Below are 13,914 nucleotides of genomic sequence, written 5' to 3' on the forward strand. Positions count from 1 at the left end.
TGTCGGAACGTCAGTGGGCCAGCGCCTTGACGATGTCCTCCGTCACTTTCTTGGCGTCGCCCAGCAACATCATCGTGCCATCCTTGTAGAACAGCGTATTGTCGATGCCGGCATAGCCGGAGCCGAGCGAGCGCTTGACGAACAGGCAGGTCTTGGCCTTGTCGACGTCGAGGATCGGCATGCCGTAGATCGGCGAGGACTTGTCGTCGCGCGCCGCCGGATTGGTGACGTCATTGGCCCCGATGACATAGGCGACGTCGGCTTGGGCGAATTCCGAATTGATGTCCTCGAGTTCGAACACGTCGTCATAGGGAACATTGGCTTCGGCGAGCAGCACGTTCATATGGCCGGGCATGCGGCCCGCGACCGGATGGATCGCGTATTTCACCTCGACGCCGGCTTCCTTGAGCTTGTCGCCCATTTCGCGCAGCGCATGCTGGGCTTGGGCCACCGCCATGCCGTAACCCGGCACGATGATCACCTTGGAGGCGTTGGCCATCAGATAGGCGGCATCGTCGGCCGACCCCTGCTTCACCGTCTTGTCGGAATTGTCGGCCGCGGCGGAAGCCCCCGCATCGCCGCCGAAGCCGCCGAGGATGACCGAGACGAAGGAGCGGTTCATGCCCTTGCACATGATATAGCTGAGGATCGCGCCAGACGAACCCACCAGCGCCCCGGTGATGATCAGCGCCAGATTGCCGAGCGTGAAGCCGATGCCGGCCGCCGCCCAACCCGAATAGGAGTTGAGCATCGACACCACCACCGGCATATCGGCGCCGCCGATCGGGATGATCAGCAACACGCCGAAGGCCAACGACAGGGCCACGATCAGCCAGAATACGAAATGGCTTTCGCTCGCCACCAGCACGCCGATCAGCACCACGATCGCCGCGAAAATCGCGATGTTGATCAGATGCCGCATCGGCAGCATGATCGGCTTGCCGCTCATGCGCCCGTCGAGCTTCAGGAAGGCGATGATCGAACCGGTGAAGGTGATCGCGCCAATCGCGACGCCAAGCGACATTTCCACCAGCGCCTGGCCATGGATCTGACCCACTTCGCCGATGCCGAACGAGGACGGCGCATAAAGCGCCGCCGCCGCCACCAGCACCGCGGCCAGACCGACCAGCGAGTGGAAGCCCGCGACGAGCTGCGGCATCGAGGTCATGGCGATGCGCCGGGCGATGACCGCGCCCAGGCCGCCACCGATGGCGAGGCCGAGAATGATCAGCGCCAGCCCGCCGAATGTCGGCTTGGCGAGCAAAAGCGTGGTGACGATGGCGATGCCCATCCCCACCATGCCGTAGAGATTGCCTTGCCGGCTGGTGGAGGGATGGCTGAGCCCCCTCAGCGCCATAATGAACAGCACGCCGGAGACGAGATAGAGAAAGGCTGCGAAATTGACGGACATGGATTTCGCCCCTTACTTTTCTTTTTTCTTGTACATGGCGAGCATACGCTGGGTGACCAGGAAGCCGCCGAAAATGTTGATCGAAGCGAGGATCAGCGCCACGAAACCGAAGCCGGTGGCGAAACCGCTCGCCGACAGACCGACTGCGAGCAGCGCGCCCACCACGATCACCGAGGAGATCGCGTTGGTTACCGCCATCAGCGGCGTGTGCAGCGCCGGCGTCACCGACCAGACCACGTAATAGCCGACGAAGATCGACAGCACGAAGATCGCCAGCCGAAAGACGAAGGGATCGATCGCCCCGCCCGACAGCGCATGCGCCGCATCGGCGATGGACGGCTGCGTTTCGACGGCCTGATGCACGGCTGCCACCGCCGCGTCGAGATTCTGTAGAGCTTTATCCAGAGTTTCCGTCGCCATCTCAGCCTCCCTGCGCGCCGCCAAAATTGGGGTGAACCACCTTGCCGCCATGGGTCAGCATGGTCGCCTTGACCAGTTCGTCCTCGATATTGAGGTCAAGCGTCTTCGTCTCCTTCGACACCATGGTCTCAAGGAAGGTCACGAGGTTCTTGGCGTAGAGCAGCGAGGCGGACGCGGCGATGCGGCCGGCGACATTGAGGTGGCCGATGACTTTCACGCCCTCGACCTCGACAACCTCGCCCGCGACAGCGCCCTCGATATTGCCGCCGCGCTCGACGGCGAGATCGACCGCCACAGACCCCGGCTTCATCGCCTTCAGCATCTCGCGGCTGACGAGCCGCGGCGCCGGACGCCCGGGAATGAGCGCGGTGGTGATGACGATATCCTGCTTGGCGATATGCTCGGCGACCAGCGCGGCCTGCTTGGCCTGGTATTCCGCAGACATCGGCTTGGCGTAACCGGCCGCGGTTTCGGCCGCCTTGAACTCCTCGTCCTCGACGGCGATGAACTTAGCTCCCAGCGAGGCGACCTGCTCCTTGGCGGCGGGACGCACATCGGTGGCCGACACCACCGCGCCGAGGCGGCGAGCAGTCGCGATGGCCTGCAGACCCGCAACGCCAGCGCCCATCACGAAGACTTTTGCGGCCGGAACGGTGCCGGCGGCGGTCATCATCATCGGCATGGCGCGATCATATTCCGCCGCAGCGTCGATCACCGCCTGATAGCCCGCCAGATTTGCCTGGGACGACAACACGTCCATGGATTGGGCCCGGGTGATGCGCGGCATCAGTTCCATGGCGAAAGCGGAAACGCCGGCAGACGCCATGGCCGCGATCGCTTCGTCGGCGCCGTAGGGATCCATGACGCCGAGCACGATGGCGCCGGATTTGTAGCCGGCGAGTTCCGCTGTGGTCGGCCGGCGGACTTTCAGCACGACATCGGCGGACGCGGCGTCAGACCCAGCGCCGATCCGCGCGCCCATCTTCTCGAATTCCGCATCCGGGATGCGCGAGGCCGTCCCTGCGCCGGCTTCGACGATCACGTCGAAACCGAGCGACTTCATTTTCTTGACCGTATCGGGAGACGCCGCCACGCGCGGCTCGCCTCCCTCGATCTCCTTGGCCACAAACACCAGACTGCCCACGCGCCGGCTCTCCTCTTCACCAGATGATAGGCGCGCGAAAGGGTCCAGCCGCAGTCACGGCCGGCGAGATTTCGCGCGGATCGAAATGTCAGATCAAAAAGAAGCCGGCCAGCGTGAGCACGATGAACAGCAGGAGGGAGAAGAAGACGCCCGCGCCGGTGAAGAAACCGACCGTCATTGCGATCAGCAGCACGACAATGGCCATCGTGCCGAATTTGGCGGCCCAGAGGAAACCCTTATAGGTCTTCTCATGTTCGGCGTAATCCATGGAGGCGCCAACTTCTGCCGGTCCGGAATGATGTTCGGCCATTCAAATTCTCCCATTCATAAGGCGCTGAAACCTGTTTCACGCGCCTTGTCCTACTCCCCTGGGGCCACAGGCTGAACCTAGGCTCTGACTCTGGCCTTACACAAAGGTCTAGGGGCGCGCAATCTCACGCAGGCCGCCAGGCGACATAAAATCGATTAAACGCGACGCCGAAAAACAAAAAAACGGCCCGGAACCGCGAAGGCTCCGGGCCGGATGAATTCTCGCTTGAGTCTTTAGAGTTTGCCGGCGCGCTGCTGGATCATCATGAAGGTGTCGAAGGTGTATTCGCCGATCTGCGCCCAGAGATAGGCGTCCTTCTTGAAGGCCAGCTGGTGATCGTAGATCTTCTTGAAATGCGGGCTCTTTTCGCTGAGCTCGGCATAGGTCGTCAACGCGGCTTCATAGGCGGCATTGAGGATTTCCTGGCTGTAAGGCTTCAGCACCGCGCCGCCGCCGACCAGCTCCTTGAGCGCAACCGCGTTCTTGGCGTCGTATTTGGCGAGCATGATCGAATTGGCCGTCGCGCAGGCGTCGGAGAGAACAGCCTGATAATGCTTTGGCAGTTCGTTCCACTTGGCGAGGTTGACCACGGCGTGAACCACCGGGCCGCCTTCCCAGAAACCGGGATAGTAATAGTATTTGGCGACCTTGTTGAAGCCGAGCTTGGCGTCGTCATAGGGGCCGACCCACTCGGCCGCATCGATCGTGCCCTTTTCAAGCGCCGGATAGATGTCGCCTCCGGGGATCTGCTGCGGCACGACGCCGAGGCGCTCCATCACCTTGCCGGCCAGGCCGCCGATGCGCATCTTGAGACCCTTGAGATCTTCGAGCGTGTTGATCTCCTTGCGGAACCAGCCGCCCATCTGCACGCCGGTATTGCCGGCGGGCATGCCGTAGAGGTTCTGGGTGGCGAGGAACTCGTTCATCAGATCGCCGCCGCCGGCATAGTACCAGGAATTCTGCATGCGGGCGTTGAGGCCGAAGGGGATGGCGGCGCCGAGCGCATAGGTCGGCTCCTTGCCATAATAGTAGTAAAGCACGGTATGGGCCATTTCCACCGTGCCCGCGCCGGCGGCGTTGGCGGCTTCAAGGCCCGGCACGATTTCAGCTGCGGCGAAGACCTGGATGTCGAAGGCGCCGTCAGTCGCCGCGCGCACATGGTTGGCGACATCGACGCCGCCGCCATAGATCGTGTCCAATCCCTTCGGGAAGGACGACGTCAGGCGCCAGGTGATCTTCGGATTGGACTGCGCAATCGCGGGCGCAGCGAGCGTTGTGGCCGCGGCAGCGCCTGCGGCTGTAACACCGGCCTTCTTGAAAAATGAACGACGATCCATGTGACACCTCCCAGTAGAACGGATCTTGCAGTTTGGCTTTCCCCAGCGAGGTGGCCCTCGCCCGACGCGGATGTTAAGCATGGCCCCTCGGCGCCCGCAAGACGCGAACTCCTTATTTTCCTAATGCTTCCGTCGAAGTAAGATAGTGCTTACCGATAGTTAGGGTCTGGGATTTAAAATCGGACAATTGACATCGCAGAGCCGACGCGCCACTTGATGGCCGTTCAAAACGTCTTCGGAGACAAGCATGCCCAGCCCGATCATCGCCATTCCCGCCGACACGCGCGAAATCGAAGGTTATTACTGGCATGCGACGCCGCAGCAATATGTCAATGCCGTGGTGAAGGGCGCCGGCGCAACGGCGATCGTCGTTCCCGCGCTGGAAAGCGGCAACGACATCGACGCCATCCTCGACCGCGTCGACGGCGTGCTGATTTCGGGCTCACGCTCCAACGTGCATCCGTCGCTCTATGGCGGCGACGCCTCGGAAAAGAACGGTCCTTATGACCCGGCCCGCGATGCGACGAGCATGGAGCTGATCCGCCGCGCCATCGATCGCGGCGTGCCGCTGCTCGCCATCTGCCGCGGCATTCAGGAGCTCAATGTCGCGCTGGGCGGCACGCTTGAAACCGAAATTCAGGAAAAACCAGGCGTCTGGGATCACCGCCGTCCCGACGTGCCGGAACGCGACAAGATGTATGCGATCCGCCAGACGGTGAAGGTCAAGGAAGGCTCCTGCATCGCCGCCGCCCTCGGCGCCGGCGAATTCCAGGTCAATTCGCTCCATCGCCAGGCAATCGGCGTCACCGCGCCGCGACTGACTGTCGAAGCCGTCGCCGAAGACGGCACAATCGAGGCGGTCTCCGTGATCGACGCCCCGAATTTCGCCATCGGCGTGCAGTGGCACCCGGAATACTGGGTGGAAAGCGACGCCACCTCCGCCCGCCTGTTCAAATCCTTCGGCGACGCCGTACGGGCCTATGCCGAAGCGAAAGGCCGCTGAGCGGCGGTATACTTCGCCAGCCGATAGAGCAACAACACGGCGATGATCGCGATATAGACCAGCGGTCGCGGCGGCCAGCTTTTGACCGCCATGATGAAATGCGTGACGCCGAGAATGGCGGCCGGATAGATCAAGAGATGCAGCCGGCCCCAGTTGCGGCCCATCCTACGGATCGACCAGTTGTTCGACGTGACCGCCAGCGCGATCAGGCCCACAAACGCCGCCATGCCCACCATGATATAGGGCCGCTTGATCACGTCGGCGACGATCTCCGGAAACACCAGGGCGCGGTCGAGGATCGCATAGACCAGCACATGCATCAGCGCATAGTAGAAGCTCATCAGCCCGAGCGCCCGCCTGAACCGGAAGAGATTGACGCGGGTGAAATCCCGGATCGGCGTCACCAACAGCGTCGCGATGAGAAAACGCAGCGTCCATTCACCGAGCAGATGCTCGAAGGCCTGAACAGGATTGGCGCTGAGTCTCCCGGTCGCGCCGAGCCAGAAATACCAGGCAGCCGGGATAAAGCCGAGCCCGTAGATCCACCAGGGCGAAATCTTGGCGGCGACGCGGTTGATGCGTCGCGGCAGATCGACCGGCGCGTCGCTGGCGGGGGCCGCCATCAGAAATTCGCCTTCAGATCCATGCCGGCATAGAGCGAGGCGACCTCGTCGGCATAGCCGTTGAACATCAGCGTGTCCTTCTTCGGCGAATTGAAGAAGCCGCCGCCCTCGCCGATCGGCCGTTCCGTGGCCTGGCTCCAGCGGGGGTGATCGACCTTGGGATTGACGTTGGAATAGAAGCCGTATTCGTCCGGCGCCGCCGTGTTCCACGCCGTCGGCGGCTGAGCCTCGACGAGCGTAATGCGCTCGATCGACTTGATGCTCTTGAAGCCGTATTTCCAGGGAACCACCAGCCGGATCGGCGCGCCGTTCTGGTTGGGCAGGAGATCGCCGTAGATGCCGACCGCCATCAGCGTCAGCGGATGCATGGCCTCGTCGAGCCTGAGACCTTCTTTGTAAGGCCAGTCGAGAATGGGCGCAAAACCGCCCACGCCAAGCATTTCATCGGGCCGCAGCGCCGTCTGGAACGCCACATATTTGGCGCTGGCGAGCGGCTCCGCCATCTTGAGAAGATCGGCCAGCATGAAGCCGCTCCAGGGCAGCACCATCGACCAGGCCTCCACACAGCGGAAGCGATAGACGCGCTCTTCGACCGACATTTTGGAGATCAGCTGATCGACGTCGATTTCCAGTGGCTTGGACACGAGGCCGTCGATCTTGATCGTCCAGGGACGCGGCTTGAATTTGTCGGAATAGTCGGCCGGATCGCTCTTGTTGACGCCGAATTCGTAGAAATTGTTGTAGGTCGTGGCGTCTTCCTTCGGGGTGAGCTTATCGCTCACCTTGTAGGCGGAAGGCTTGGCTGCCAGCGCCGCAACGGACGGCGAGGCGCTCGCGCCTACCAAGCCGGCCGCCGCCGCGCCCGCCAGAAATTCCCGTCGGCGCAGGAACACGGAATGCGGAGTGATCTCCGAGGCTGCGATCTTGGGAAAGCGATAAGCCGGCATGACGGATCCTCTTCAGGTCAGGTCTCGCAAGCTTATACGGACAAGCGCGGCTTTTGTTACAGCGCCGCGCGTAAAATCACCGTGAACGGCGTTTTTGCCAGCGTGCGCGCAGCCAGAAGATCGCGAAGAAAGACAGGATGATCGCCACGCCGGCGGCAAAGCCGAGCCAGGGCGACACATTGCCGAGCCTCAGCACGATCTTGGGCATGAGAGCGAGAACGAGGCCCGCCCCCAGAAGAATGATGGCGGCGGCGATGGCGTTCTTGCGCGTCTCGCGCTTGTCTTCTGGCTGGGACACGTCAACCTTCCGTGATGGTTGTGCGAAGTTCGGAGAGACCATGCAGTTGCCGGCCTTCCGCATCGAAATTGGAGGGGGCGAGCCAGGCTTCGAACGCCATTTTCAGGCGCGGCCAGTCGTCGTCGATCATCGCATACCAGGCGGTGTCGCGATTTTCGCCGCGCGAAATCATATGTTTGCGGAACACGCCTTCGAAGGAGAAGCCGAGCCGCTTCGCCGCTTCATGGCTGGGCGCATTGTCATTGTGGCATTTCCATTCATAGCGTCGATAGCTGAGATCCTCGAACACATGCCGCGCCATCAGATAATGAGCCTCGGTGGAGATCGGGCTGCGCGCCATGGCGAGCCCATGCGCCACGCCGCCGACCTCGACCACGCCATTGGCGGGATCAGGACGCATGTAATGCGCCATGCCAACCACATCGCCGGTCTTGCTGTCGATGAAGACCTCACGCAGCCATCCGGCTTTTTCGACGGCGTCAAGCCAATCGGCGAAGGCTTCGGCCGTCTGGAAATCCGGCGCGGCGAAATATTTGAGCCGCGCATTGACGCCGGTTTCGCCGAGCGCTGTCCACAAAGCCAAACTATGCTCATCCCGCTTATAGGGCACGAGCGTCACATATCGCCCTTCGAGCCGCACCGCCTTCGGCGCGGGTCTGGGTGTCCAGTTGCTGAGATCTTCCTTTTTCATCCCCGTCTCCTTAACAGAACCGGGGATGATGTTCATCACCACGCCGAGAGATCGACAAATAAATTTCGGTGATGGGCGGAGGGTCAGCCGACCTTGGCGGAGGCCACGGTCGCCTCGATATGGTCGATCAATCCGTCCGCGAGACCCAAACGACCCGCTAGCAGATCGAGATAGCCGCGTTCGGCGCGGGTGTCCGGATCAATCGCGATCCGTGAGGCGGTGTAGAGCTCCACCTTCTGGCTCTCGGTCTTGGCCGCGCCGATGATGGCGTCGAGATCGACCGGATTGGAAAGTTCAGCGCTGAGGAAGGCTTCGGCGTCTGGATCGAGCCCCGCGAGCCTGACCTTGCCGAGGATCGCCTGGCGTTCGGCGTCGTCGATATGACCGTCAGCCCGGGCCGCCGAAATCATCGCCCGCACCAGGATCAGCGCGAAATCGTCATTATTTGCGTGATCTTCCAGCGAAAAGCCGGTGCCGGCGGGCGCGGGCAGCAGTTCCGGCGCAGGCTGGCCCTGAGCAGGCGCAGGCGCCCCGCCCACGGGCTGCGGCTGATTGCCGTCCTGCCAGTTCTTGTAGGCCTGGTAGCCGAGGCCGGCGATGGCTGCGAGACCACCGAGCTTCAGCACCGAACCGGTCAGTTCGCGGCCCGTGCCAGTGCCGAGCAGCACCGCGGCGATAGCGCCGGCGGCCAGAGGATTGTCCTTCGCCATCTGGGTGACCTGTCCGGCCCGGTCCTTCACCGACCCGCCGACCCCAGGCATGTTGGAGCCTAAAAACTGGTCGAGAATTTTCTTGGCGTCGAACATTCCATATCCTCCGGTTGAGATGATCTCGTCAGCAGATAGGTATGACGCGCCAATTATGCAAAGGGGATGACGCCGATCCGCCAATCGCCGAAAATTTTGCGCAATTTTCGGCATGAGCCTCTGGAAAAATCGAGACATCGGCGCAACCATGAAGGGATACTCACCACAACCGAAAAATTCTTCCGTTGAAAATTGATCCAAATATGGTACAAATCTCAAAAAGGATTGTTGCGAGGTTTTTCACGACCGAGACCGGCATGCAGCCTGTGAAAGAATGGCTGATGTCCCTCGGCAAAATAGATCGACAGGTGGTCGGGATCGATATCGCCAGGGTCGAATTTGGCTGGCCGATCGGCATGCCGACATGCAGACCGCTGCGCGGCGGAGTGCTCGAAGTGCGATCGAGCATCAAGAATGGTCAAGTCGAAGCAAGAACCTATTTCGGGATCGATGACGGCGTCATGCTGCTGCTTCACGGCGCGGAAGGCAAAGATGGCCAGCAGGCGGCAATCAAAGTCGCGATGAAGCGATGGAAAGAATATCAAATTCGCAAATTGAACTGAGGAACATCGAGATATGACGACAAAGGATGATGTTATCGGCGGCTCGTTAGAAGACTTTCTCGACGAACTCGGCGAGAAAGAGGCGGTGTACGGCGCTGCGATCAAGCAGGTTTTGGCGTGGCAGATCGAGGAAGAGAGAAAGTCTCAAGCGCTGTCAAAATCGGACATGGCAGCAAAAATGGGAACCAGTCGCTCCCAGCTGGACCGTGTTCTTGATCCATCCAATATCGGCATTTCTCTCGACACGCTGGAGCGCGCCGCGCGGTCGCTCGGCAAGCGACTAAAGATCGAACTGGTCGACACCTGACGCCGCCTCCCGTCCATGGGACATAAGAGACGGCGGCAGGCATTTCACTCCGGGATCAAGCAGAAACCCTGCGCGTCACCCAGCCAATGCCGCAGCTTCCGCCGCGAGCTTGGTGATCCCGGCCCAGTCGCCTTCCGTCACCATCGCCTTCGGCGCGACCCAGGAGCCGCCGACGCAGACGACGTTGGACAGGCTGAGATAGTCGCGGGCGTTCTTGAGCGAGACGCCGCCGGTCGGGCAGAAGCGGATGCCGGCCAGCGGAGACGCCAGCGCGCCGAGATAGGCGGCGCCGCCGGCCTGTTCGGCGGGGAAGAATTTCAGCACGCTGTAGCCGCGGTCACGCAGATGCATGACTTCGGTGGCGGTGGCGGCGCCCGGCAGAAGCGGCACGTCGCTCTGGTCGGCGGCGTCGAGCAGCGACGGGCCTGCGCCCGGAGACACGACGAATTTCGAGCCCATCTTCACCGCCTGTTCCCACTGGCGGGCGTCGAGCACCGTGCCGGCGCCAGCGACAGCGCCTTCGACTTCCTCGGCCACCGCCTTGATGGCGTCGAGAGCGGCGGGCGTGCGCAGCGTGATTTCGATGGCTTTCAGGCCGCCCGCGACCAGCGCGCGGGCCAGCGGCACCGCCGATTTCACATCGTCGATCACGATCACCGGCACGACCGGCTGCAGCTTGAGCGTGGAGAGAAGGTTCTCGGTCTTGGCGTTCATGTCGCCGCTCCCTTAAAACGATTGAATTTGATGCAGACCTACTAAACTCGGCTGTCGGTGTCGAGCAAAAAGGATATGACAGACGTGATCCGCAGGCGTCCCGACGGCGGTCAAACAGGTAATCCGATGTCCCGTTCCGCCCTTCCCCGTTCAGAGCGGCTGATGCAGCTGTTGCAGGCGCTCCGGCGTCACAGGCGGCCCGTCACCGGCCAGGCGCTCGCCGAGGAAACCGGCGTCAGTCTGCGGACGCTCTACCGCGACATCGCCACGCTGCAGGCCCAAGGCGCCGATATCGAGGGCGAAGCCGGTCTCGGCTATGTGCTGCGCCCCGGTTTTCTCCTGCCGCCGCTGATGTTTTCGGAAGACGAGATCGAGGCGCTGGTGCTCGGCGCCCGCTGGGTAGCGAGCCGGGCCGACGAAGGCCTGTCGGATGCGGCAGGCCATCTCCTCGCCAAGATCGGCGCCGTCTTGCCCGCCGATCTCGCTGAGCGCCTGGAGACGTCGAGCCTATTGGTCGGCCCCCCTCCCCGCGCCGGGTCGAGCGCCGATCTCAAGCTGATGCGCCGGCTGATCCGCGAAGAACAAGCCGCGGAAATCGACTATGCCGACGCGCGCGGTGCGGCCACTCGCCGCGAGATCTGGCCTTTTGCGCTGGGCTTCTTCGAAAATGTCCGCGTCGTCGTCGCCTGGTGCACGCTCAGGGATGGCTATCGCCACTTCCGCGCCGACCGCATCCACCATATGCGCCCGCTCGACCGTCGCTATCCGCGCCGCCGCGCCGCCATGCTCAAGGACTGGAAAAGCCGACAGGGGGTTGGCCCAAACGCTGCTGACAAAAACTGACAGCAGGCCGGGCTACATCGTCCGTCGAGGCCACGGGATGGGCCGAGGCTCAGACACCGGAAAGGACGACATCATGACCCCGAGCTACATTCTTCTCTACGTCGCCGATATGGCCGCCAGCCGCGCCTTCTATGACGCGCTGTTTGGTCTCGATGCGGTCGAAGCCGCGCCGACCTTCTCGCTCTATGTGCTGCCGAATGGCTGGAAGTTCGGTCTCTGGACCAAAGACGGCGTCATTCCCGCCGCCACCGCGCCGGGCGGGTCGGAAATCGGCTTCCCGCTCGGCACCGACGCCGAGGTGGACGCCACCGCCGAAAGCTGGGCTGCGCGCGGCGTCGAGATCATCCAGCCGCTGGCGGAGGCGGATTTCGGCCGCACCTTCACCGCCGTCGATCCCGACGGTCACCGGCTGCGCGTTTTCCACGTCTCGCGCTGAGATCAGGCGAGGCCGCCGGACTGGACCACGACGCGCGTTCCCACAGGCGTGCGGCCATAGAGATCGATGATGTCCTGGTTGAGAAAGCGGATGCAGCCCGAAGACACCATCGTGCCGATCGACCAGGGCTCGACCGTCCCATGCAGGCGAAACAGCGTGTCCTGGCCATCGACATAGAGATAGAGCGCGCGCGGGCCGAGCGGATTCATCGGCCCGCCCTCCATACCGTTCTGATATTGAAGATATTTTTCCGGATCCCGCGCGATCATGTCGGGCGTCGGCGTCCAGCGCGGCCAGGCCGCCTTGCGGCCGATCCGCGCCTCGCCCTGAAAGTTCAGGCCTTCCTCGCGCCCGACGCCGACGCCATAGCGGATGGCCTCGCCATTGCCGAGCACCGAATAGGCGAAACGTTCCTGAATATCGACGACAATGGTGCCGGCGGGCTCGTAGGTGTCGTAGACCACCTGCTGCCGCCAGAACCTTGGATTGACCTTCCGCAGATCGACGGCGGCGACAGGATAAGGCTCGTTGAGCACCGGCCCGTACATCGCCTGATAATAGGGATCGATGCGCGGCCCCGCCGGCCTTGCAATGCCGGTCACCCGTCTCTCGGTGGCGCAACCCGCCAACAGCAATGGCGCGCCCAGGATGAGGCTGCGCCGGGAAATTTTGGTCGTCATATACACCTCGTCTCGTCTGACACGCGCTTTGACGCTATGTCTCCGCCCGAGCAGGCAAACGTATGACGGTCGTTAGGGTTCCCCGTTCACGACTGGGTGAACAGACTCAATTGGTCAACCGGGTGGCGCGGTCGGAGACCTTCTTGGCGATAGCCTCGAATGCCGAGATCAATTCAGACGCATTGTCAGCCGTATAGGAATTGCTGGACGAACCCGAACACGACAGGAGCAGCGTCTTGCCGCGCGTCGGCGCCATGAAGGCGACGGTGTAAATGGTGATGCCCGCGTCCTTGGCCTTGGTGCAAGCGGTCAGCGTTTTGGTGTCGAGCGACGGCTTGTGCTTGTTGCTCGCGCCGGTGTTTTCGCCATCGGTCATCAATACGATGAACTTCTGCACATGGGTGTTGCCGTGGTTGGCGTGTTCTGTCGTTTCACCGGCGTCGGACAGCGCCTCATAAGCCGTGTTCATGGCGTCGGACATATCGGTTCCCCCAGAGGGATAGGCCGGTAGCGCATTGATGTAGGCGCGCGATGTGGTAGTGCCCCAAGCGAGGTTCGACGCCGTCTGCTGCTTGTCGGTAAACGTCACCGATCCCGTGCGCGTGACGAGATTGGTCGAATCGAGCGCCTCGATCGTGTCTATCGTATCGAAAAGGCTGGATGCGGCGTTTTTCAGCGCGCCTATCTTGTTGAGATAGCAGGGCGAAGTGAAGCCGATGTCCGGATAGTATCCCCAGTCGTCCAGGTCGACATAGTTCTGGCAGCTGACGGGTGTCGGCAACACGGAGTTGGTCACCCAGGACATCGATCCCGAACGGTCGACGACGAGGTAGAGCGACAGGGCGTTGCCGACCACCACGGACGACGTGGACGAACGTGCTGCGACCTTGCGGTTGGCGATGCCGAGTAGCCGCGACAGAGGCGTCATTTCAACCGTAATGCGCGCCGACATGGAGACCGTGTAGGTGATCTTCGTGCCGACCGTCTTCTTGTCGGGCGTCACGGTTGTGGAGGTCTTGAGTTCTTCGACCACATCGCTCGGCAACTGGCCAGACAGCTGCGCGACGAGAAAGTCGACGGCATAGCTGCGAACATTCGCGGTGGTCTTGTCCTTGGCCGCGAGCGCGCTGACCGACGAGAGAGACGCGGTGTCGAGTCCGTTCTGCAGCACCGTCCGCTGATTGACCATCGTCGCCATGTCGAAGGCCACGCCGACGCCGCCGACAAGCACAGGCAGCACGATCGCCGCCGTCAAAGCAAAATTACCGCCGCGAGCGCGGAAAAAACGACGAAACAAACCACACAGCATCGACAACACAGGCATCCGGCATTCACGCGCATCATTGCGCACCACCGATCTAACATGCTGACCTTTATGCCG

Annotated in this window: 18 protein-coding genes; 5 read left to right on the forward strand and 13 right to left on the reverse strand. The window is 62.2% G+C overall.

The window, feature by feature from the left end; genetic code table 11:
• Positions 1-10 precede the first annotated feature (10 nt).
• The 5 genes from E8Q41_RS21635 to E8Q41_RS21655 all read right to left on the reverse strand — a co-directional run bounded on the left by E8Q41_RS21635 (position 11) and on the right by E8Q41_RS21655 (position 4,622).
• Positions 11-1,411 carry an NAD(P)(+) transhydrogenase (Re/Si-specific) subunit beta gene (locus E8Q41_RS21635; RefSeq protein WP_137157646.1) on the reverse strand — a complete coding sequence of 467 codons (1,401 nt, stop codon included), beginning with the start codon at positions 1,409-1,411 and terminating at the stop codon, positions 11-13.
• Between the two features lie 12 nt (positions 1,412-1,423).
• Positions 1,424-1,831, reverse strand: a complete 408-nt coding sequence (locus E8Q41_RS21640) for a proton-translocating transhydrogenase family protein (RefSeq protein ID WP_137157647.1) — start codon at positions 1,829-1,831, stop codon at positions 1,424-1,426.
• Between the two features lies 1 nt (position 1,832).
• Positions 1,833-2,975: a Re/Si-specific NAD(P)(+) transhydrogenase subunit alpha gene (locus tag E8Q41_RS21645; protein WP_137157648.1), complete on the reverse strand. Its 1,143-nt coding sequence runs from the start codon at positions 2,973-2,975 to the stop codon at positions 1,833-1,835.
• A gap of 88 nt (positions 2,976-3,063) precedes the next feature.
• The gene (locus E8Q41_RS21650; RefSeq protein ID WP_137157649.1) at positions 3,064-3,285 is read right to left on the reverse strand and encodes an aa3-type cytochrome c oxidase subunit IV; all 222 of its coding nucleotides are present in this window, start codon (positions 3,283-3,285) and stop codon (positions 3,064-3,066) included.
• Between the two features lie 233 nt (positions 3,286-3,518).
• Entirely contained in the window at positions 3,519-4,622 is a 1,104-nt protein-coding gene (locus tag E8Q41_RS21655) for a TRAP transporter substrate-binding protein (protein ID WP_137157650.1), read from the reverse strand.
• A gap of 247 nt (positions 4,623-4,869) precedes the next feature.
• Here E8Q41_RS21655 and E8Q41_RS21660 point away from each other — a divergent pair, with 247 nt between their 5' ends.
• Positions 4,870-5,625, forward strand: coding sequence for a gamma-glutamyl-gamma-aminobutyrate hydrolase family protein (locus E8Q41_RS21660; RefSeq protein WP_137157651.1), 756 nt, complete (start codon positions 4,870-4,872; stop codon positions 5,623-5,625).
• Here the strand turns inward: E8Q41_RS21660 and msrQ are convergent.
• The 5 genes from msrQ to E8Q41_RS21685 all read right to left on the reverse strand — a co-directional run bounded on the left by msrQ (position 5,601) and on the right by E8Q41_RS21685 (position 8,990).
• Positions 5,601-6,248 (reverse strand): protein-methionine-sulfoxide reductase heme-binding subunit MsrQ, encoded by a 648-nt coding sequence (gene msrQ / locus E8Q41_RS21665; RefSeq protein WP_137157652.1) that lies wholly within the window; start codon positions 6,246-6,248, stop codon positions 5,601-5,603. The two genes, E8Q41_RS21660 and msrQ, sit on opposite strands and share 25 nt — an antisense overlap.
• Entirely contained in the window at positions 6,248-7,195 is a 948-nt protein-coding gene (gene msrP / locus E8Q41_RS21670; RefSeq protein WP_137157653.1) for a protein-methionine-sulfoxide reductase catalytic subunit MsrP, read from the reverse strand. Before msrP ends, msrQ begins: the two co-directional genes overlap by 1 nt.
• A 76-nt stretch (positions 7,196-7,271) precedes the next feature.
• Complete coding sequence (locus tag E8Q41_RS21675; protein WP_137157654.1) at positions 7,272-7,493, reverse strand: hypothetical protein; 222 nt, start codon at positions 7,491-7,493, stop codon at positions 7,272-7,274.
• Position 7,494: 1 nt separating this feature from the next.
• Positions 7,495-8,184: a GNAT family protein gene (locus E8Q41_RS21680; protein WP_137157655.1), complete on the reverse strand. Its 690-nt coding sequence runs from the start codon at positions 8,182-8,184 to the stop codon at positions 7,495-7,497.
• Positions 8,185-8,267: 83 nt separating this feature from the next.
• A complete protein-coding gene (locus E8Q41_RS21685) occupies positions 8,268-8,990 on the reverse strand; it encodes a tellurite resistance TerB family protein (RefSeq protein ID WP_137157656.1) in 723 nt (240 codons plus the stop codon).
• A 257-nt stretch (positions 8,991-9,247) separates the two neighbouring features.
• Here E8Q41_RS21685 and E8Q41_RS21690 point away from each other — a divergent pair, with 257 nt between their 5' ends.
• Together E8Q41_RS21690 and E8Q41_RS21695 are read left to right on the forward strand one after the other, a co-directional pair.
• Positions 9,248-9,553, forward strand: a complete 306-nt coding sequence (locus E8Q41_RS21690; RefSeq protein ID WP_170976572.1) for a type II toxin-antitoxin system RelE/ParE family toxin — start codon at positions 9,248-9,250, stop codon at positions 9,551-9,553.
• A gap of 13 nt (positions 9,554-9,566) precedes the next feature.
• Positions 9,567-9,860 (forward strand): helix-turn-helix transcriptional regulator, encoded by a 294-nt coding sequence (locus E8Q41_RS21695; RefSeq protein ID WP_137157658.1) that lies wholly within the window; start codon positions 9,567-9,569, stop codon positions 9,858-9,860.
• Positions 9,861-9,935: 75 nt separating this feature from the next.
• On the opposite strand, the gene E8Q41_RS21700 is transcribed toward E8Q41_RS21695, so the two are convergent.
• Entirely contained in the window at positions 9,936-10,574 is a 639-nt protein-coding gene (locus E8Q41_RS21700) for a 2-dehydro-3-deoxy-phosphogluconate aldolase (RefSeq protein ID WP_137157659.1), read from the reverse strand.
• Between the two features lie 126 nt (positions 10,575-10,700).
• Between E8Q41_RS21700 and E8Q41_RS21705 the strand changes: the two genes are divergently transcribed.
• Both E8Q41_RS21705 and E8Q41_RS21710 read left to right on the forward strand, forming a co-directional pair.
• Positions 10,701-11,417, forward strand: a complete 717-nt coding sequence (locus E8Q41_RS21705) for a YafY family protein (RefSeq protein WP_137157660.1) — start codon at positions 10,701-10,703, stop codon at positions 11,415-11,417.
• A gap of 73 nt (positions 11,418-11,490) precedes the next feature.
• Entirely contained in the window at positions 11,491-11,853 is a 363-nt protein-coding gene (locus tag E8Q41_RS21710; protein WP_205910406.1) for a VOC family protein, read from the forward strand.
• Between the two features lie 2 nt (positions 11,854-11,855).
• On the opposite strand, the gene E8Q41_RS21715 is transcribed toward E8Q41_RS21710, so the two are convergent.
• Both E8Q41_RS21715 and E8Q41_RS21720 read right to left on the reverse strand, forming a co-directional pair.
• On the reverse strand, positions 11,856-12,533 hold the full coding sequence (locus tag E8Q41_RS21715) for a L,D-transpeptidase (protein ID WP_137157661.1): 678 nt from the start codon (positions 12,531-12,533) through the stop codon (positions 11,856-11,858).
• A 106-nt stretch (positions 12,534-12,639) separates the two neighbouring features.
• Positions 12,640-13,857, reverse strand: a complete 1,218-nt coding sequence (locus E8Q41_RS21720; RefSeq protein ID WP_137157662.1) for a TadE/TadG family type IV pilus assembly protein — start codon at positions 13,855-13,857, stop codon at positions 12,640-12,642.
• Between the last annotated feature and the right edge of the window lie 57 nt (positions 13,858-13,914).

Source organism: Rhizobium sp. FKL33 (assembly GCF_005222915.1).
Classification (GTDB): Bacteria; Pseudomonadota; Alphaproteobacteria; order Rhizobiales; family Rhizobiaceae; genus Rhizobium_E.

What these genes read in the sequence shown, in the direction of transcription:
- E8Q41_RS21635 (WP_137157646.1), bottom strand. Translation starts at nt 1,411, where the DNA reads ATGTCCGTCAATTTCGCAGCCTTTCTCTATCTCGTCTCCGGCGTGCTG.
- E8Q41_RS21640 (WP_137157647.1), bottom strand. Translation starts at nt 1,831, where the DNA reads ATGGCGACGGAAACTCTGGATAAAGCTCTACAGAATCTCGACGCGGCG.
- E8Q41_RS21650 (WP_137157649.1), bottom strand. Translation starts at nt 3,285, where the DNA reads ATGGCCGAACATCATTCCGGACCGGCAGAAGTTGGCGCCTCCATGGAT.
- E8Q41_RS21655 (WP_137157650.1), bottom strand. Translation starts at nt 4,622, where the DNA reads ATGGATCGTCGTTCATTTTTCAAGAAGGCCGGTGTTACAGCCGCAGGC.
- E8Q41_RS21660 (WP_137157651.1), top strand. Translation starts at nt 4,870, where the DNA reads ATGCCCAGCCCGATCATCGCCATTCCCGCCGACACGCGCGAAATCGAA.
- msrQ (WP_137157652.1), bottom strand. Translation starts at nt 6,248, where the DNA reads ATGGCGGCCCCCGCCAGCGACGCGCCGGTCGATCTGCCGCGACGCATC.
- msrP (WP_137157653.1), bottom strand. Translation starts at nt 7,195, where the DNA reads ATGCCGGCTTATCGCTTTCCCAAGATCGCAGCCTCGGAGATCACTCCG.
- E8Q41_RS21680 (WP_137157655.1), bottom strand. Translation starts at nt 8,184, where the DNA reads ATGAAAAAGGAAGATCTCAGCAACTGGACACCCAGACCCGCGCCGAAG.
- E8Q41_RS21685 (WP_137157656.1), bottom strand. Translation starts at nt 8,990, where the DNA reads ATGTTCGACGCCAAGAAAATTCTCGACCAGTTTTTAGGCTCCAACATG.
- E8Q41_RS21690 (WP_170976572.1), top strand. Translation starts at nt 9,248, where the DNA reads ATGCAGCCTGTGAAAGAATGGCTGATGTCCCTCGGCAAAATAGATCGA.
- E8Q41_RS21695 (WP_137157658.1), top strand. Translation starts at nt 9,567, where the DNA reads ATGACGACAAAGGATGATGTTATCGGCGGCTCGTTAGAAGACTTTCTC.
- E8Q41_RS21700 (WP_137157659.1), bottom strand. Translation starts at nt 10,574, where the DNA reads ATGAACGCCAAGACCGAGAACCTTCTCTCCACGCTCAAGCTGCAGCCG.
- E8Q41_RS21705 (WP_137157660.1), top strand. Translation starts at nt 10,701, where the DNA reads ATGTCCCGTTCCGCCCTTCCCCGTTCAGAGCGGCTGATGCAGCTGTTG.
- E8Q41_RS21710 (WP_205910406.1), top strand. Translation starts at nt 11,491, where the DNA reads ATGACCCCGAGCTACATTCTTCTCTACGTCGCCGATATGGCCGCCAGC.
- E8Q41_RS21715 (WP_137157661.1), bottom strand. Translation starts at nt 12,533, where the DNA reads ATGACGACCAAAATTTCCCGGCGCAGCCTCATCCTGGGCGCGCCATTG.
- E8Q41_RS21720 (WP_137157662.1), bottom strand. Translation starts at nt 13,857, where the DNA reads ATGCCTGTGTTGTCGATGCTGTGTGGTTTGTTTCGTCGTTTTTTCCGC.